Origin of the sequence: Ligilactobacillus sp. Marseille-Q7487, assembly GCF_949152225.1 — a bacterium.
Taxonomy (GTDB): Bacteria; Bacillota; Bacilli; order Lactobacillales; family Lactobacillaceae; genus Ligilactobacillus.
In genome coordinates, this window is sequence record NZ_CASCJC010000001.1 from 1,404,624 (window position 1) to 1,422,228 (window position 17,605).

Genomic DNA, 17,605 nt, shown 5'->3' on the forward strand with positions numbered 1-17,605 from the left:
CCTCGTTTTATAGTTAAAATAAAATACTTATTTACTATACCTTATGTTTTCATAGTATGTAAATAGCTTTTTTTAATCCCAAGATATCTTTTTTTGTTCGGTTTTTATGGATAAAAAACATAAAGCGCTTAGCCTACTTTAGAAATAACAAACATTAAAAAAGCACGGTGAACCGTGCTTTTTTATTAAATATTATTTTTTTCATCCTCAATATTATGTGCAGTTAAATCAATTTCTTCTAATGGAATCAATTTTGTTTTATATCTAATCTTATAGTAAAGATACAAAATTAAAAATAGCGGTACTGACATATAAGTTACAGCGATCGCTTTCCAATCGAAGTTAGTAAACGACTTAACATCTTGGCCAATAATGACTAAAATACATAAGAATAATGCTAAGAGTGGTCCGATTGGGAACCATTTAGCTTTATAGCGTAATTCGCTTAAGTCGTGGCCTTGTGCTTTAAATGCACGTCTGAAACGATAGTGTGCCAAAGCAATACCAACCCAAGCAATAAAGCCCGTCAACCCACTTGCACTTACTAAAAAGCTATATACACGTGTGCCAAAAATACTTGCCAAGAAAGTAAATAAGCCAATTACCGTTGTTCCAAGTAAAGCAAAAATTGGAATACCATGATTATTAACACGACTAAAGATCTTTGGTGCATCACCTGTAACACTCAAGGCAAACAACATTCGCGTTGAAGCATACATTCCTGAATTTGCAGCAGATAAAACAGAAGTTAAAATAACTGCATTCATCACGGCTGCTGCCGAAGCCAAACCAGCACGCTTAAAGACTAAGGTAAACGGACTAATTGCAATATCTGAAGCATCCGAACCTAATAAATTAGGACTTGTATATGGCAACAAGGCTGCAATTACAAAAATTGATAAAATGTAGAAAAGTAAGATTCTCCAAAAGACTTGTTTAATTGCCTTAGGAATACTCTTTTCTGGCGTTTTAGATTCACCTGCCGTAATTCCAATCAATTCAGTTCCTTGAAACGAAAAACCAGCCACAACAAAAACACTCAAGATCGCCGGTACTCCACCGACAAATGGTGCATCCTTATAGACAAAGTTTTCTAGATATGTCGCATGACCACCCATAATTCCAAAAATTGTTAAGAAACCTACCACTAAAAAGATAATAACTGTCACAACTTTAATCAATGACATCCAATATTCCATTTCGCCAAAAGAACGCACAGATAAAGCATTGATTAAAAAAACGATTGTTAAAGCCCCTAAACTAAAAATCCACCCTGGTACGTGAGGAAACCAAAAGCCAAGCACCAACGCCACCGTTGATACATCAACGGCTAGCGTAATCGCCCAGTTAAACCAATAATTCCAGCCCATCGCAAAGCCAAACGCAGGATCAACAAAACGCCGTGCATAAGTCGCAAACGATCCGGTAACCGGAAGATAAGTAGCCATCTCACCTAGAGATGTCATCAAAAAATACACCATTAACCCGATTCCAATATATGCAACCAAAGCTCCTCCTGGTCCAGCAGTTGAAATGGCCGATCCACTTGCAACAAATAACCCTGTCCCAATACTTCCGCCTAATGCAATCATCGATAAATGACGTGTCTTAAGTGTTCTTTTAACATTATTTTCTTTTGCCATGAGGCAAACCTCCTAAATTTTATTGAGGTCTAAAAAACAACAACCAGCTATGACAAACGTGCGGTAATAAAAAGAGCGTGCCTTCGTAAAAAGGTCACGCTCGCGTTTTTCTATCGTTATCTTCTAAATAGCATAAAAAGCCTCATAAATCTCGACAGCGCTCCGTAGTCTGATGTGACTGCGACAGTGTTTAGTCTCTTAAACTAAACCCCAGCAAACCAAGCGTAAAGTCTTGGCTTACTTCGGCACTTACCCCTTTCACCTCTAGTCATGACCTCTTTACAGGCTCTTAAAGGCTACTCTTGGTTTGTGCGACCTCTTTTCGATATCTTTTATTATAACTAAGTTTTCTGAAAAAACAAGTCTTTTTTACTTAATTTTCATTCCAATTAACTTTCAGCTTGGCGAATTTGCTTAGATAGTCCATCTAATTCAAAATCTGTTTGCATAAAAGTCGGATCTTCGATTGGAAAATGTTGTTCAACACTTGAAAATGGCTGCAAACTTAACTTTGCTTCTTGAATCGTAAAGTCTAAGATATGACCACCCATCTCATGTTTATCATCCAAATAATGCAAATGAAAACCAGCAACAGCCATGCCTTCAAACAACTGTGGTGCATAATATCCCACAACTGTACCAGTAGTTTCATTTGCTTCAAAGACACTTTGTTTATCAGCAACTGCAACTAATGGTGGATATGGTTTAGCTTGTTTAGCCACAGCTCTAGTTTTCATATACTTAAATTTTCCACGTAATGTTACGGCAAAAAAGATGTTTTGATAGGCGTGTTGTGCCAAAATTTTTTGCGTTAGTTGTTTAAAATCAAGTTCACTCACTGTTTGAGTAGCTGAATTTTCGTCATTAAAATGAACTGTTGCAAAAGGTGTCAACACATCGTCAGTTAAAACTTGAACTTCACCAGTGTTTAACACTAAATAAGCCACACCATCAAATACAATCATCTCTCCCCCTAAACCTTGGGCAGTTCCGATTCCATAATCACCGTGTTTTAAAAGTTCACCTATGCTTTGTGTACCATCATATAAGCCAGGCACAAGTAAAGCCAAGGTGCCATGTTGATACATTTTTTTCGTGTCTTTTTGCATGTTTTCACCTGCTTATTAGTGTAATTGATCTTCTAAGATTTGCTTACCTAATTCTTGATTGTAGCTGTAGTCAACTGGAATATCAACGATCACAGGACCTTTAGTTGCAAAAGCTTGATCTAAAACTTTCTCTAAATCTTTGCTCTTTTCAACACGTAAACCAGTCGCACCAAAGCTTTCAGCATACTTCACAAAATCAACCGAGCCAAATTTAACAGCAGCGGATTTGCCATATTTCATTTCTTCTTGGAACTTAACCATATCATAGTTACCATCGTTCCAAATAATATGCACAATATCAAGGTTCAAGCGTACCGCTGTTTCTAAATCTTGGGCAGAAAAGAGGAAGCCACCATCGCCAGAAACTGAGACAATCTTTGTGTTTGGACGAACTAACGCAGCTGAAATAGCCCAAGGCAACGCTACCCCTAAAGTTTGCATCCCATTACTAAAGAGTAAATGACGTGGTTGGTATGAACGAAAATGACGTGCCATCCAAATATAAAAACTACCAACGTCAACTGTTACAGTCATTTCATCTGTCACACGATCTTGTAAAGCTTGAATGATGCTTAATGGATGAGTGTACACTTGATCATCTTTGATTGCAGGTGGTTCATCACGCAACATCAATTGTTCACGCAACATATCCAAGTATTTTTTAGAATCATCAGATAAACTATAACCTTTCATGTAAGGCAATAAGAAATCAAGTGTTTGAGAAATGTCACCAACTAATTCACGTTCTGGTTGGAAGTTCTTATCGATTTCTGCACGCATTGAATCAATTACTACAATATGTGCATCGCGACCTGCATTCCAGTTACGTGGTTCATATTCGATTGGATCATAGCCAATAGCGATTACTAAGTCACTCTTCTTAAGTAATTTATCCCCTGGTTGGTTTCTAAATAAACCTACACGTCCAAAGAAATCAGCTTCTAATTCACGTGGAATGATACCTGCTCCTTGAAATGTTTCTACGACTGGTAAATGTGTTTCAGCAATCAAGTTGCGAATTGCTTTTGTCGTTTCTGGATCTGAAGCTCGCATACCTAAAAGTAAAACAGGCAATTTAGCTTCTTTAATACGTTGTGCCAATAAAGTCGATTCAACCGGACTAGCTGGTCCTAATTTAGGATCAACTAACGGTGCGATTACTTCTGTCTTAACTTCTGAGTCAGTCACGTCTTGTGGCACGGACACAAAACTTGCTCCTTGCTTGGATGCTTGAGCTTCTTGGAAAGCATTAGCGATTACTTCAGAAATGTTTTCTGGTTCTTGAACTTCAGCACTGTATTTAGTAATAGGAGCAAACAACGATGCATTATCCATACTTTGGTGTGTCAAACGCAACAAGTCTGTTCGTTGAACTTGACCTGCAATTGCCAAAACAGGATCGCCTTCAGCAGTAGCCGTTACTAAACCTGTTGCTAAGTTAGAAGCTCCCGGACCAGAAGTTGCAATTACAACCCCAGGTTTGCCTGTGATACGTCCAATCCCAGCAGCCATAAAAGCAGCATTTTGTTCATGGCGTGTCAAAATAAACTTAGGTGCTTTAGGATTATTAGGATATTCTAAACGTTCGAAAACACGATCAATCTTAGCACCTGGAATACCGAAAACATATTTAACATCATGATTAATCAAACTATCGACAATGGCATCTGCGCCATAGTACTTTTCTTTATCATCTTTAGTCATTTTATTTCTCCTTATGTTCCTTTTTTGAAAAACATTGCAAAAAACTTACTTTTTCATGTTAGCACGCATAAAATCAAAAAACTAGTATTATTTTCTTTTGTGAAAAACTTAATATTTTTAAAGTAAAAAAAGTCGTAATTTTAAGGATTATCGTTTTAAAACTTTGTGAATTTGTGCAACGAATAACGACTAATTTGAAACGTTTTCATTATTTTATCATAAAAAAAGCGAAAGCTTACTTCCGCTTTTTTCACTATTTATTTTCATTTTGGTCAATCTCAAATGTTATTCCTTTAAACTTGGCTAACAAATATTGATCAATCTTTAAGTTTGGATCATTCCAGTTAACACGTGGAAAATCTTTAACCTCAAATACTTCCCACAATAACTGTGCTACCGTCACATCATCTAAATACTGTGCCCAACGCTGATCAGCTTGTGCAAAAGCTGTATTTAAAACAACTTCAGCTTTAGAAGCAATCGGTTCGAAATCTTGAAAAACCTTATTAATAAAACCTAAATTAGGAAATGTACTAACATCTCCTTCAGTTGCTTGAACCACTTGCAGTAAGGTGATTTCTTTTGGATCAACCGCTAAACTAAAGCCCCCGTTATTTCCAGACACAGATTTGACCAAGCCACTAACAACTAACTTCCGCATAATCTTACGCAAATATGTTTGTGAACCGCTTAAACGATCATGAATAACATGCGATGAGATGGGCACGTTTTGTTCTTGTGTTGCTAGTAACGCCATAATGCAAGCTGCTTGCTCTAAACCTTTTGTCAGTTGCATGACATTGCCACATCCTTTCACAAAAAATAATACTCAAACACCTTTATGGACATTTAATATCTACATTAGATATTATACATTAAATTTTAAATAAATGCTATCTTTAAATTGGTTAAATTAGCTAAATTTAGCCTAAAAAAATAAGCAAGACATAACATCTTACTTATTTTAGCGCCGTCTTTTAAATGGATCTTCAAAACTATACCAGCCGAATTCATTTTTTTGTGGTCGCATTGCCAACAATAACGATACTAATTCACCTAAAAACGGTACAAACATTAACACACATAAAATTGCAGGTAATTCTGCATCATGATAACGTCGAATCAATGCGGTAAAATTGATGAAATAAAATAATAACGCCCAACACATTCCCAAAAAAACAACTACTCGTAATACCAAATCTTGATTAATATTACTTGGCAATAAATAAACAATAGCCCCTAAACAAACACTAAATAGGATGGTTAAACACCATAATCCTGCATATCCCCACCAAAAATCGCCAAGTCCCATGCGCTTATTGATGGTCAACCAATCGCGCAACATCAATTTAGTCGATGTGATTAAGCCAGGTTTGCGTGATTCGTTTTTGGGCAAATTTTCTATACTTTTTGGTTTATATTGCGTAAATAACTGTTTTAGCTCTTCTTGCTCATCTTGAAAATTACTAAACCAATCTTGCGTAGTATTTGTTTGCATTTGTTGTTTATCTTCAATGTCTTGTTGTGGCTTTGATTGCCATTTTAACTGAGCTTGATCATGGCCACAATAAATACAGTAGTTAGCATTGACTGGAATTTGTTTTTGACATTGCTTACATTCTTTAGTTTCTGTGTTCATTAAACTAGCTAAAGTCCCACAAAAAGCACAACTTGTGTCTGTTAGCTTAACTTCGTGTCCACATTTTTGGCAATACATCTTACACCATCCTCCTATGTTTTCCACATAATTATAACATGAACTTCATTTAATAAGTATTAGATTGTAAAGCTCACTACATTTTTATTATCCAATCTATCCTTTATTTGAGACTAACTCAAGTGTATAATTTATAACATTAACCACTATTTCGTTAAAAAAATCTTATTTTCATTTTGTTAACGTTGCATCTTTTAGTCGTTAAGTTTATCATAACCAATGATACTAATTAATTGCGAAAGGATAACTATTCTATGAATAATTTACCAGATGAACAACATAAACGTTCTAATAGAGCTCAATCTTCTTGCAAAAAAAATAAAATCAAACGTACTTGTTTTTTTTGGGGATTATTATTTTGTGTTTGTCTAATTGGCTTTGGCATTCATTATGGTTTTAAACGTTATCGTGCAGCTCATAAGGCAGCTGATTCAATCTATAATTCTAGCAATATTCAAAAAGCACGTGATGTTAGTGCAACTTTAAAAAAAGGTAAACCAGTCTGCTTATTGTTAATGGGAACAGATACAGGTGCATTAGGACGAACATTTAAAGGGCGGACAGATACTATGATCGTAGCTGTTCTTAATCCACAAAAAAAGATGATGACTGTCGTCAGTTTACCACGTGATGCCGAAGTTGCTGTTTATGGTCATGAAGACTATTTCCCAAGTAAAATCAACTCGGCATATGAATATGGTGGTTCAGCAGCTGCTGTTAAAACAGTCCAAAAATATTTGAACGTACCAATCGACTTTTACGCAACTATCAACATGGGAGGCTTAGAAAGTCTAATCAATGCAGTTGGCGGTGTTGATATTGAACCAACTTTAACATTTTCTTATGATGGACAAAGTTTTACTAAAGGTGAAAAAACGCATATGAATGGTAAACGCGCCTTAGCTTATGTACGGATGCGTTATGATGATCCTTTAGGCGATTATGGTCGTCAAGAACGCCAACGCCAAGTCTTAATTCAGTTGGCTTTCAAATCAACCAAGCTTACTAGTTTATTAAGCGATAATTTCTTAGATACAATTTCTAAACAAATGACGACTGACTTAACCTTTAACGAATTAGTTGCATTAGGAACAAAATATCGTGTAGCCACTCATGGTATGACTTCTGATCATTTACAAGGCGAAACTAAAACTGTTGCTGGACAATCATTTGAAATTCCTACAACGGAAGAAAAACAACGTATTACAGATTTATTACGTAAAGCCCTCGAGCTTAGTCCTGCCCAAACTGGAAGTACGTTATCTTCTTCAAATCACATTGATTCTAAATAATAATTAAAAGGCCATGAAACAACCTAAATTGAAGTTGTTTCATGGCCTTTTTAGTTGTCAAATTTTCAATTATCGCGGTGCAAACTTTTATGTTTAAGTACCAAGCGGCTAAACAAAATAACGATACATGCTAAAAATAAACTTAAAAAAACTAACAATGTTAAGTCTTTTAACTGTGAAATATCATTTATAACCATTAAATGATTTATTTCTAAAGGAAAATTTTGTTTGTCTAAGAATAATAAGCGTTGATTATCTAAGAAATGATATATTTTACTACTTAAGTTTAACAAAGTTTCGCAAATTAAAGTACCGACTAAAAAATCACCGATTCCTGCCATGATTGCCGCTAAAAATAATAACAGTCCATTCTTTTTCCAAAAACATCTAAAACTAGCCTTAGGTGTTGCTAAAAAAACGCCTCTTGTAGCAAATGATACCAATCCAACTACAAGTAATATGAGTGAAAAAACAACAATTATTACAGCTAATATTTTGATGTTGCTAAATTTTTGAATAACTGCTTGATACAATGCATCGTTTGTTTGAAGTAAATAGTTGGTATCTGCGATGACTTTTTTAGCTTGTTTGATAAAGCTTAATCTAGAGGAAAAATCTTTCAACTCAAAAGTTGCTAAATCAGCCGATTGGTTATTGCCTTTTAATTGATTAGCTAGATTATATGAAACATAAATTGTATTAGCCGGTTCTTGTTTTACACCGTTTAGACTAACACCAAAACCATAAAATCCCTCTTGTGCTTGATAAATTCCAATAATCTTTAATTTATACGTTTTTTGCTGTTTGGAAATCTTTAGACTATCTCCCACATGTAAATTATTTTTATGGGCTAAATTACGTTCGATAACTGCATTTTGTTTTAAATTATCACTGGGCTTAAGACCACGACCTTCGATAATTTTATAATTTCGTGTCACAAATTGATTGATCTGACTAGTATGTAACACTCCGGTCAACGTGATATCTGGATTATCTAACATAAAATCCAATTCGTCATCTGGTGCAGAAGCAATTGTAAAATTAAGGCCTTGAGCGGTAGTCGAGCTGTATTTATTATAACTTTTCACTTGCTTAAGCTGAGCTAATTGAGTAATAACCTTACCAGAGATTCCACTAAAATCAAGCTTAGTATCATTTTTTTGTTGCAAAGACTTAATTGCTGGTGTCGTTAGGATCACACTTGTTTTAGCTTTTTGCTTAACTGTTTTTTCCAGTAAATTTGCTGTTTGATAAATACTTAGACCAGCCATTCCCACTAAAAACGCAACTAAGAAGAATACTAGTTTTGCTGTTGGCTTGAGTAACTTTTTCATCCGCACCCTCCTTTTTTGCCAATAACCGCTAGGATAATTTTAACTAAAAAGTATGAATTATATTTGACCAAAGTTAGGATAAACATCAAAAAACGACCAGCCTTAAGCTAGTCGTTATCTTACTCAGTTTTATTTCTAAATTTAAAATATACGCGTGAAACCAGTTCTGCTAAGAAAAAGCCCATCGCAATGGAACCTGCAATCAACACTACTTGTACTAAATAAACGATGGCTTCACTGTTATTACCAAAAGCAAAATTACGTACAGCCCGATACGCTTGTCCTCCTGGAACCAATGGAACCAAGCTAGGAATATTAAATAAAATCATGGGCATTTTCTTAAATCGGGCAATAAACATCGAACTTAAACCAATTGCTAAGGCTGCCGTCAAATTGCTTAACACCATTCCTGCGTGTTGATTCATCATAAACTTATAAATCAGCCAACCTAATACTCCCACGCAACCACAGCCATTTAACGCCTTACGTGGGACATTTAAAATCACCCCAAAGCCCACGGCAGATAGATAACTAAAAACTATGTTAATCAAAATTTGCATCGTTTATCCTCCATCACCAAAAGCGCAAGATAATTCCAACACCCATACTAATCGCACAAGCCGATAAAAAGGCCTCGGTTGCACGCGCAATCCCACTCAAAATATGTCCGGCTAAAATATCTCGTACTGCATTTGTCAAAGGTACTCCCGGAACAAGGGGCATAATGGCTCCAATCACAATCATATCTGCATTTATCCCTAAATGATACTTAACAGCTAACAAAGCCATAAATGCCAAGACTACTGAACCTAAAAATTCACTAACAAACTTTAATTTAAGCTTGATATTAACCCAATAATAAACTGCATAGCCTACCGCTCCAATTACAAAAGTTGGTAAAAAATCAAACCAACTACCCCCATATAAAACTTGCAAAGTGCTACTAACTAAAGCAGCCCCTAAAACTTGCCATCTAAAAGCAAAAAAAGGAACTTTTTCATCGATAGCTTGTAATCTACTATAAAGTTCAGCCAAAGTAATTTTTTGAGCTTGAAAAGCACGCGAAGCATCATTAACACGAGCAATCTTTTCTAAATCAATTCCAAAACGGCGCTGAATAGGCTGAACCTGTGCATTATGCGAAGAAGGAATCGACATCATGATTCCCGTAGTTGTTTCAAAAATTTTAGGGTCACTGATGCCAGCGTTTCTAGCAATCCGATACAAAGCATCATCAACCCGTGCCATATCTGCTCCATTTTCTATCATCAGCTTTCCAGCCAGCATCACAGCGGCAATTGCTAAATCTTCTTTTGTTTGTTCCATTCCCTAAACTATTTCCTTTCATTAAAAATTTAGCTGCGCAAATTAGTTTTAACTGCAACTAAGATACCTATGACCGTTAAAAATATAAAACTTGCCATCACCATAAACAACACTGTATAAGAAAAACTATCAATAATCAAGCCCCCAATTAAAGGTCCTACTGCACTACCACAAGAAGATGCTATCCTGACAAAGCCTTGATAGCGCCCTTTTTCACCGACACTGCTCAAATCATCAACAATTGCTGGAATCGTTGGGAAAGTAAAGACTTCAGCTAAGGTCACTAAACACATTGATAAAACAAAATGTGGATAATCTTTGGCAATTATTAAAGAAGCAAATGCAACAGCAAACATTCCACCACCAAAATATAATTTATGCCAAATATTGACATTAAAATGATCATCACACCAACTGATGATAGGCTGTGCTGTGACAATGATAATTCCATTGATTGTCCATAAGAAACTGTATTTATGCAATGCTATCCCTAACTCACGCATATAAACAGAAAGATTTGATTGCCATTGTGAATAACCCAAACCAACAGCTACATAAAGTGCTAAAATCGTGAAAATTACGATAATATGCTTTTTAGAAGTCTTTAGCCCTTCTTTAGCAGTTGGATTTTTGCGACCTTCAAAGACATGTTGTGGCACAAAATAATGATAAAAAGCTAAAATTAAAAAGACTACATACAATGAAAAATTAATAATAAAAATTAGTTCAATATTGATATCTACTACATAGCCTACCAAAAGAGTGCCAATCACCACACCAATGTTAGCCATAAAATACATCATATTAAAAATGTATCTAGCATCTTTGCCTTTAACTGCAGTAGCAAGTGAATTGACAATCGTGCTAGCAATTCCGCCACCAAAATTATCAAGAATTAAAAATATCGGATAAGCTGGCCATCCATTGAAAAAAATCAACATAAAAACTGACAAGCTCGCAAGTGCTAACGATGCCAATAAGAATTTGCGTGCATCATAATGATCATAAATATACCCACCAATATAACTTCCAATAATTAAAGATAATGAATTAAAAAACAGCACTATCCCTGCAGTTGTCAAGCTTTTTCCTAGATAATCATGCATATATACAGTCGTCAGCGGCCACATAAAACTGGTCCCGACCGATACAATAAAGTTTCCTAACAAAAGCCACTTTAATTGAAGCTCTTTTGTTTTTGCCATTTTAAATTCCACCCTCTTTAACCATATTTAGCTATGCTAATTATACTATTACAATTAACTAAAACAAAGTATTCATTTTAATAAAAATAAAAGACCGCTAACTGCTACCAGTTGCGGTCTTTTATTACTTAATTAACAGACGCTTAAGCTTTGTTAACGTTAGATGCTTGAGGTCCACGATCTGTTTCTTCAATGTCAAACGTTACGCTTTGACCTTCTTCTAAAGTCTTGTAACCTTCACCTTGAATAGCAGAGAAGTGCACGAATACATCACTACCGTCTTCACGTGTAATAAAGCCAAAACCTTTGTCTGCGTTAAACCATTTTACTGTTCCTTGTTCCATAATTGGAATCCTCCTTGATACGCCTTTGTGGCAAATAAAAATTGTTGTAGTTCTGAATGGCGCATTCTGGGGAAAGTTAAGAAACGTTCTGTCCACAATAACCGAAACAAAAATACACTTATGATTATAGCATAGCCTTATTTTGTTTAACAGTAATATGCCTTATCGTAACTATTCCTTAACAAAAACATAATGTGCAGCTTTATAACCAATGCTTGATCGACTACCATCTTTGTTTAATTTAAACGAAATTGGACCTTCAAATGGCGCATGTTTTAAAACCGTTAATTCATCACCGATATTTAATTGAATATCATCTAAGTAGGTCAATAAATCATGATTGTCGATGAAACGATCAACAATTACAACGCTACCTTCTTTAGCATCCGCCAAGACTTGATAACTATCTTCTTGATAATTACCTGCCTTATCTGGGATTACTCCACCATGTGGACAATGTGTTGGATGGCCTAAAAATTCTTCTAAATGATCCATCAAAGTATCACTAGTCACATGTTCTAAGACTTCTGCGTCATCATGAACATCTTGTAATTTATAATTGAGCTTAGAAACAAGGAAGGTTTCCCACAAGCGATGGCGTCTAACTAATTCTTCAGCCACTTTGACCCCTTGTTTAGTCAATGAGATACCTGCATAAGGCGTATGCTCGACTAGCTTTTCTTTAACCAACTTGCTAACCATTTCAGTTACCGAACCAGCCGCAACATTTAGACTCAAAGCTATTTGTTTATTTGAAACTTTCCGTTTTCTACCACCTAATTCAAAAATAATCTTGAGATAATCTTCTTTTTTTGGTGTCACTTTTTTCACCTCGTTTGTCTCTTTGCTCTCTAAAAAAACAATTAATCTTTTTGTTAGGCATCCCTAAAATAATTTAATTATAATTCCAAAATTTCAAAAATGCAAGCACAGTAAAATCGCTTACGTTCTAAAAATTTATTGTAAAAATAATTGCATATCATCTGGCAACGGACTTATAAAAACATGTTTTTGACCTGTTAATGGATCTTTAAAGGTCAATTGATAAGCATGCAAGGCCTGTCGCTTTAACATCAAAGACCCACCATAAAGCTCATCGCCTAATAGCGGATGACCTAAATGACTAAAATGTGCACGAATTTGATGGGTACGTCCGGTATGCAACTTAATTTCTAAAAGCGCACCATCTTTAAGATGCTGTTTGCACCAATACTCGGTTTTAGCATCTTGTCCAGCTCGCATGACTTGGCGCTTAATTTCGCCTTCTTTTTTTCCTAAAGGTAACTCAATTATACCATGTGTTTGCTTGATTTGACCGCTAACCAAAGCTAAATACCGTTTATCTAGGCATTGCCATCCATCTTTTTGATTAATCAAACTTTGGGCAAAAGTATTTTTAGCAAATAACACCAATCCACTCGTATAACGATCTAGTCGGGTGATAATATGTGGATTAATATTTTCAGCTTTTTGTCTAAGTAAGTAGCCTTTGACGCGATTAACCAAGGTATCTGCTTGATTGCTTGGGCCAGGTACACTCGTCAATCCTGCTGGTTTATCAACTACTAACCAATTTTGATCTTCGTAAACAATTTTGACTGGTTCGTGACTGACTAACACTTCTGGTTTATCAGGTTCTGCTGGTAATTGCAAAGTTACCTTTTGTCTGGCTAAAACTTTAGCATTTAAAGTTACCTTTTGGTCATCAAGCAAAAGCGCCCCTTGACCATTGCGTAATTTGCTCAACAAGCGTCCACTGACCCCGTGTTGTTTTAAAAAATTTTTTAAATTTAGCGTTTGTTCGCTATCATTTTGCCACACAAATTTCATTCATTAATCCTTTCAAGTTTCCTTGCTAAAAAAGTCTTGCCTAAAAGCAAGACTTAAAAACTACTCTTTACAGTTATCTAAGTTATTTTTCACGCCAATAAATCATGGCCAAGATGTCCCCCAACATCACAAAGATCAATAAAAACAATAAGATCTTTAAACCCACATAACCTTCCTTGATTAATTGCTCGATCACATCAGGACCAAAACAATACAAAATAATCCCTGCTAGCAAGGCAAGCATCTCGGCATAATTTCTTTTCGGTAACCTATCCATGCCTTCTTCACCTCACATACTCTTAAACTTAATTATGTGTTGCGAATTTGCAAGCGCAAAAACGCAAAATAACTAAGTCCTATACTAATTATACTTAAAAGAATTAAAATAATAAAGAGCATTGTTGGATTATAATGTCCCAAAGCAACATTTGGACTATAACCAAAGACAAAACTATAGGCATTTTGTAAAACTCTTAGCGATGCTACTAAAGTCTCTTGTTTAATAGCGGACGTCATTAAATTAATGCCTAAGAGTCCCCAAGAAAAAGGTCCGCTGATCACTAAAATGACTAATATAATCTTAACTGTGCGACTGCATAATGCAAAACAAACTGCTAACATCATCACTACCGCACCTAAACTAAGCAAATCCAAAAAATCAAGCCCTACGCTTAAAAGCTGATTTTGCCAAGCATGGACAAATAAATGACCATAAAAATCGTCGTAATTATCGACCATGATAATTCCTAAAGGCTTTTGAATCAAATTGTAAATCAACGTATTAAAAACGGCTATCAAAAGGCTAACAAGAATTAAGGTTATACTTTTAGCTTGCCAAAAAGTCTTGCGCGAAATTGAATTTTGTATCAAATAAGTAAACTTTCGTTGATTACCGACACTAATAATAATGATAGTAAGAGTTCCGATAAACTTAAATGAAATATCAAATAAATGAAAAGCAAAATTGTGTAAATTAGTGAGATCGTTCAAATTCCAAACAATATTCATCACCATAGGTACCAAAGCCAATATACCATAAAATAACATCCACACACTGAATAGATGTTTTATGACAACATTTCTTTTATTTTTCATTTGCTTGCACCTCTTATAAAACATTTGGATTACTTGGACTAGTTAAATATATAAATAGTCTTTGCAAATCAACGTGCTCAATATTGACTAAATCAGGTAAGATGCGTTGCTCATCTAAGGCACCATAAACATAGCTTTCTTGTAAATTACCTAAATTCTCTTTTCCAATTACATTTAAACCTTGCGTATAGGCATCTACTTCGTCTTTAGGTCCAGTAATCAGATAAGCTTGTTTTAAAACATCTTCAACATCTTCATCAAGTAAAATTTTTGAATTATCTAAACTCTAAGCTAGCAGCAATTTCTTCAATTAAGTGCGTTGAAATCACAAATGTCCGTGGCTTGTTTATATAGCTTTCCAACAATTCTTTATAAAACAGTTCCCGATGACTCGCATCTAAGCCTAAGACTGGCTCGTCTAAAAAGATAAATTTGGCCGGTACACACAATGCAATGATTAACTTAAAAATCGAACGATAACCGGTTAATAGCTTACCATACATTTGTTTTAAATCGACTTTAAAAGCTCGAGCTAATTTAGCTGCATATTCAAAATCAAAATCACCATAAAATAAGGCAGTATCCCGCAAAATTTTGCTTAATTTTTGGCTTTTTGCATAAAAATCTCGTTCACTCATCAAATAAATCTGCCCTAATAGTTCATCATTATTCATGATGGGTTGTCCATCTAATAAAATTTCTCCTTCTTTAAGCAATAAACGCGTGCTAAGCAAATTTAATAATGTGCTTTTTCCTGCGCCATTGTTTCCTAACAATCCATAGATTTTTCCTTCGGTTATTGTTAAATTAATTTGATTTAACACTGTTTTCTTTCCAAAATTTTGACTAAGATTTTTTACTACTATTTCACTCATCTTCTTTTATCCCCCTAACAATCAAAGCACTAATCTCTTCTGGTTTCATATTTAATTTCTTAGCTTCTTTAATAAGTTTGACAACATATTCTTGATAAAAGGCTTCTTGTCTTTTGTGCAACAAAAGTTCATATGCGCCGGGTTTAACAAACATCCCTAAGCCACGCCGTTTTTCAAGTAGATTGGCATCTACCAATATATTCATTCCCTTTAAAATGGTTGCTGGATTGATATGAAAGTTTTGTGAAATTTCTGTTGTCGAAGGAATTTGCTCATTTTCACGAAACACTTGCGTAAAGATCGCCTCTTCTATTTGATTTGCCACTTGTAAATATAATGGCTCTGTGCTATTAAAATTAAAGCGCATCTCTTTTTCCTCCCTCAGTTAGCTATCTGGTACAATAATCTTGAGGTGATTTAATGTCTAAATACATTCGTAATGCATTACTATTTTTAATTTTCTTTTTAATATTACTTTATCTAGTTAAAAGCGCCAATCCTTGGCTATTAGTTTGTGATCAGTTAGCACAAAAACTAACTGGTTTACTCTTAAATCCGACTAGTTTTGCGCTTATTAAGGTCTTAACTAACCTAGCTAGTTATCAAGCCACCAGTGTTTTAGGTTTTGTTTTAGCAGGCGTCATCTGGTTTAAAACGGGCTTTGTTAACGCTAGCACTTGTATAGTGTTACTAGGCATCTTAAACTTTATCTGTGGCCAAAGTAAGCCTTTAATTCAGCGTGCGCGTCCGGCTAATAAACTTGTAGAAATCGGCGGTTTTAGTTTTCCTAGTGGACACACCTTTGCAGCTGTTAGCTTAGCGGTTTTGGCCTGTTATTTCTTGTTTAGCCATTTCAAACATCGTTACTTAAAACAAACCTGCTATCTCTTAGCAGGTGGCTTTGTCTTGTTTATTGCTTTTAGCCGTGTCTTTTTACGTGTTCATTATTTTAGCGACACCTTAGCAAGTGTCTTATTGTTTGGTTTTTTATGGAATCTCTTTTTGGCTATTCGCTTATTCATAGCGCAAAGCTGCAATCGGGTTTAATTTAGCTGCGCGCAAAGCTGGCAACGTTCCTGCTAAAAAGGCTATCATCATGATAATCAAAATGATAAGCAAACTATCCTTTAACGTAATTTGTATTAAAGTAAAACCATCTAACCCAGTTAGAAAAGATTTAACCGCTACATTATTAATTACAAAACTGCTTATAAATGCTCCCATAACGCCCAAAAATGAGCCCCAAAAGCCTAATAGCAATGCTTCTGTACTAAAACTTAAGAATAATTTAGAACTACTCATCCCCATGGCTTTCATCAAACCAATTTCTCGGGTGCGTTCCTTAACTGCCATGTAAAGCGTATTGATAATTCCAAAGCTTGCTGCTAGTAAAGCAATCGCTCCAAACAACGTTAAAACTCCAGTAGTTGCACTGACAAGCTCTTTGACAGAATTAATCTGATCTTCAATTGTCGTTAAATCATATCCCTTAGCACTTAATTTTTGCTTTAAGTCTGTAACATCAACATGTTTATTTCGCAAGCGTGCAGTTACAATATAGTAATTTGCTTTAAGATTATCCGGTAAATTAGTTTCATTAATCGCTTTAATAGCTTTAACCGTTCCAACACTAACAATAGCTACGTTTGATTGAATCAAACTCTTATTACGAATACCGACAATTTTAACTGGTATCGTTTGAATTTCACCACTAACTTGTTGTTTAGCAGCTAAATCAACTTGCTTATTTAAAGCAGCTTGCGCATTTTTAAATCCTAAAGCTTTAACATAATCTTTAGGCAACACGATTTCTAAGGCATCCGTCGTTTTCTTAGGTTGTCGCCCTAACATTAAATCCACTTGCGAACTACTCAACACATTTTGCGCGTCAAGGGTAAATCTTTTAGCACCTTTCGTTGTGATATATTCGATACTAAAACTTTCTAGCGGTTGGACATCCTTTAAAGCGGATGTCTTTTTTAATTACTCAACATCTTTAGCCGTTATTTTACCGAGTGTTGCACTACTTTGATTTTCATCATATTCAGGAACTCCTGCAACCTTTTTTGTATTAGCTTGTAATATCTTACTAATGGTTACCGTATCTTTTCCGCCTGCATTAACCAATTGT

At 35.2% G+C, this 17,605-nt stretch carries 19 protein-coding genes, 1 pseudogene and 1 riboswitch; of the genes and pseudogenes, 2 read left to right on the forward strand and 18 right to left on the reverse strand.

The window, feature by feature from the left end:
- Nucleotides 1–185: 185 nt before the first annotated feature.
- The 5 genes from QM017_RS07015 to QM017_RS07035 all read right to left on the reverse strand — a co-directional run bounded on the left by QM017_RS07015 (nt 186) and on the right by QM017_RS07035 (nt 6,173).
- Nucleotides 186–1,643, reverse strand: coding sequence for an amino acid permease (locus QM017_RS07015; protein ID WP_282709256.1), 1,458 nt, complete (start codon nt 1,641–1,643; stop codon nt 186–188).
- Nucleotides 1,644–1,790: 147 nt separating this feature from the next.
- A riboswitch (Lysine riboswitch) is annotated at nt 1,791–1,972 on the reverse strand.
- Between the two features lie 60 nt (nt 1,973–2,032).
- Nucleotides 2,033–2,752, reverse strand: a complete 720-nt coding sequence (gene budA, locus QM017_RS07020) for an acetolactate decarboxylase (RefSeq protein ID WP_282709257.1) — start codon at nt 2,750–2,752, stop codon at nt 2,033–2,035.
- Between the two features lie 15 nt (nt 2,753–2,767).
- Nucleotides 2,768–4,456, reverse strand: a complete 1,689-nt coding sequence (gene alsS / locus QM017_RS07025) for an acetolactate synthase AlsS (protein WP_282709258.1) — start codon at nt 4,454–4,456, stop codon at nt 2,768–2,770.
- Nucleotides 4,457–4,709: 253 nt separating this feature from the next.
- Entirely contained in the window at nt 4,710–5,252 is a 543-nt protein-coding gene (locus QM017_RS07030) for an Rrf2 family transcriptional regulator (protein WP_282709259.1), read from the reverse strand.
- Between the two features lie 168 nt (nt 5,253–5,420).
- Nucleotides 5,421–6,173, reverse strand: a complete 753-nt coding sequence (locus tag QM017_RS07035) for a DUF805 domain-containing protein (protein ID WP_282709260.1) — start codon at nt 6,171–6,173, stop codon at nt 5,421–5,423.
- Nucleotides 6,174–6,427: 254 nt separating this feature from the next.
- Here QM017_RS07035 and QM017_RS07040 point away from each other — a divergent pair, with 254 nt between their 5' ends.
- Complete coding sequence (locus QM017_RS07040; protein WP_282709261.1) at nt 6,428–7,465, forward strand: LCP family protein; 1,038 nt, start codon at nt 6,428–6,430, stop codon at nt 7,463–7,465.
- A 65-nt stretch (nt 7,466–7,530) separates the two neighbouring features.
- On the opposite strand, the gene QM017_RS07045 is transcribed toward QM017_RS07040, so the two are convergent.
- From QM017_RS07045 to QM017_RS07095, 11 genes and pseudogenes are all read right to left on the reverse strand, one after another.
- On the reverse strand, nt 7,531–8,799 hold the full coding sequence (locus QM017_RS07045) for an ABC transporter permease (protein WP_282709262.1): 1,269 nt from the start codon (nt 8,797–8,799) through the stop codon (nt 7,531–7,533).
- 119 nt (nt 8,800–8,918) lie between these two features.
- Complete coding sequence (locus QM017_RS07050) at nt 8,919–9,359, reverse strand: threonine/serine exporter family protein (protein WP_282709263.1); 441 nt, start codon at nt 9,357–9,359, stop codon at nt 8,919–8,921.
- A gap of 13 nt (nt 9,360–9,372) precedes the next feature.
- A complete protein-coding gene (locus QM017_RS07055; RefSeq protein ID WP_282709264.1) occupies nt 9,373–10,125 on the reverse strand; it encodes a threonine/serine exporter family protein in 753 nt (250 codons plus the stop codon).
- A gap of 29 nt (nt 10,126–10,154) precedes the next feature.
- Complete coding sequence (locus tag QM017_RS07060; RefSeq protein ID WP_282709265.1) at nt 10,155–11,330, reverse strand: MFS transporter; 1,176 nt, start codon at nt 11,328–11,330, stop codon at nt 10,155–10,157.
- Nucleotides 11,331–11,473: 143 nt separating this feature from the next.
- Entirely contained in the window at nt 11,474–11,674 is a 201-nt protein-coding gene (locus tag QM017_RS07065; RefSeq protein ID WP_282709266.1) for a cold-shock protein, read from the reverse strand.
- A 171-nt stretch (nt 11,675–11,845) separates the two neighbouring features.
- Complete coding sequence (locus QM017_RS07070) at nt 11,846–12,496, reverse strand: metal-dependent transcriptional regulator (protein WP_282709267.1); 651 nt, start codon at nt 12,494–12,496, stop codon at nt 11,846–11,848.
- A 135-nt stretch (nt 12,497–12,631) separates the two neighbouring features.
- Nucleotides 12,632–13,504, reverse strand: coding sequence for an RluA family pseudouridine synthase (locus QM017_RS07075; RefSeq protein ID WP_282709268.1), 873 nt, complete (start codon nt 13,502–13,504; stop codon nt 12,632–12,634).
- 82 nt (nt 13,505–13,586) lie between these two features.
- Nucleotides 13,587–13,781 carry a hypothetical protein gene (locus QM017_RS07080; protein WP_282709269.1) on the reverse strand — a complete coding sequence of 65 codons (195 nt, stop codon included), beginning with the start codon at nt 13,779–13,781 and terminating at the stop codon, nt 13,587–13,589.
- A gap of 32 nt (nt 13,782–13,813) precedes the next feature.
- Complete coding sequence (locus tag QM017_RS07085) at nt 13,814–14,599, reverse strand: hypothetical protein (protein WP_282709270.1); 786 nt, start codon at nt 14,597–14,599, stop codon at nt 13,814–13,816.
- A 13-nt stretch (nt 14,600–14,612) separates the two neighbouring features.
- Nucleotides 14,613–15,474: pseudogene (locus QM017_RS07090) on the reverse strand (ATP-binding cassette domain-containing protein).
- Nucleotides 15,467–15,841: a GntR family transcriptional regulator gene (locus QM017_RS07095; protein WP_282709271.1), complete on the reverse strand. Its 375-nt coding sequence runs from the start codon at nt 15,839–15,841 to the stop codon at nt 15,467–15,469. Before QM017_RS07095 ends, QM017_RS07090 begins: the two are co-directional and overlap by 8 nt.
- A 53-nt stretch (nt 15,842–15,894) precedes the next feature.
- Here QM017_RS07095 and QM017_RS07100 point away from each other — a divergent pair, with 53 nt between their 5' ends.
- Nucleotides 15,895–16,521, forward strand: coding sequence for a phosphatase PAP2 family protein (locus QM017_RS07100; RefSeq protein ID WP_282709272.1), 627 nt, complete (start codon nt 15,895–15,897; stop codon nt 16,519–16,521).
- Here the strand turns inward: QM017_RS07100 and QM017_RS07105 are convergent.
- Entirely contained in the window at nt 16,489–17,325 is an 837-nt protein-coding gene (locus QM017_RS07105; protein ID WP_282709573.1) for an FtsX-like permease family protein, read from the reverse strand. The two genes, QM017_RS07100 and QM017_RS07105, sit on opposite strands and share 33 nt — an antisense overlap.
- A 132-nt stretch (nt 17,326–17,457) precedes the next feature.
- Entirely contained in the window at nt 17,458–17,601 is a 144-nt protein-coding gene (locus tag QM017_RS07110) for a hypothetical protein (protein ID WP_282709273.1), read from the reverse strand.
- Nucleotides 17,602–17,605 lie beyond the last annotated feature (4 nt).

What these genes read in the sequence shown, in the direction of transcription:
- QM017_RS07015 (WP_282709256.1), bottom strand. Translation starts at nt 1,643, where the DNA reads ATGGCAAAAGAAAATAATGTTAAAAGAACACTTAAGACACGTCATTTA.
- budA (WP_282709257.1), bottom strand. Translation starts at nt 2,752, where the DNA reads ATGCAAAAAGACACGAAAAAAATGTATCAACATGGCACCTTGGCTTTA.
- alsS (WP_282709258.1), bottom strand. Translation starts at nt 4,456, where the DNA reads ATGACTAAAGATGATAAAGAAAAGTACTATGGCGCAGATGCCATTGTC.
- QM017_RS07030 (WP_282709259.1), bottom strand. Translation starts at nt 5,252, where the DNA reads ATGCAACTGACAAAAGGTTTAGAGCAAGCAGCTTGCATTATGGCGTTA.
- QM017_RS07035 (WP_282709260.1), bottom strand. Translation starts at nt 6,173, where the DNA reads ATGTATTGCCAAAAATGTGGACACGAAGTTAAGCTAACAGACACAAGT.
- QM017_RS07040 (WP_282709261.1), top strand. Translation starts at nt 6,428, where the DNA reads ATGAATAATTTACCAGATGAACAACATAAACGTTCTAATAGAGCTCAA.
- QM017_RS07045 (WP_282709262.1), bottom strand. Translation starts at nt 8,799, where the DNA reads ATGAAAAAGTTACTCAAGCCAACAGCAAAACTAGTATTCTTCTTAGTT.
- QM017_RS07050 (WP_282709263.1), bottom strand. Translation starts at nt 9,359, where the DNA reads ATGCAAATTTTGATTAACATAGTTTTTAGTTATCTATCTGCCGTGGGC.
- QM017_RS07055 (WP_282709264.1), bottom strand. Translation starts at nt 10,125, where the DNA reads ATGGAACAAACAAAAGAAGATTTAGCAATTGCCGCTGTGATGCTGGCT.
- QM017_RS07060 (WP_282709265.1), bottom strand. Translation starts at nt 11,330, where the DNA reads ATGGCAAAAACAAAAGAGCTTCAATTAAAGTGGCTTTTGTTAGGAAAC.
- QM017_RS07065 (WP_282709266.1), bottom strand. Translation starts at nt 11,674, where the DNA reads ATGGAACAAGGAACAGTAAAATGGTTTAACGCAGACAAAGGTTTTGGC.
- QM017_RS07075 (WP_282709268.1), bottom strand. Translation starts at nt 13,504, where the DNA reads ATGAAATTTGTGTGGCAAAATGATAGCGAACAAACGCTAAATTTAAAA.
- QM017_RS07080 (WP_282709269.1), bottom strand. Translation starts at nt 13,781, where the DNA reads ATGGATAGGTTACCGAAAAGAAATTATGCCGAGATGCTTGCCTTGCTA.
- QM017_RS07085 (WP_282709270.1), bottom strand. Translation starts at nt 14,599, where the DNA reads ATGAAAAATAAAAGAAATGTTGTCATAAAACATCTATTCAGTGTGTGG.
- QM017_RS07095 (WP_282709271.1), bottom strand. Translation starts at nt 15,841, where the DNA reads ATGCGCTTTAATTTTAATAGCACAGAGCCATTATATTTACAAGTGGCA.
- QM017_RS07100 (WP_282709272.1), top strand. Translation starts at nt 15,895, where the DNA reads ATGTCTAAATACATTCGTAATGCATTACTATTTTTAATTTTCTTTTTA.
- QM017_RS07105 (WP_282709573.1), bottom strand. Translation starts at nt 17,325, where the DNA reads ATGTTAGGGCGACAACCTAAGAAAACGACGGATGCCTTAGAAATCGTG.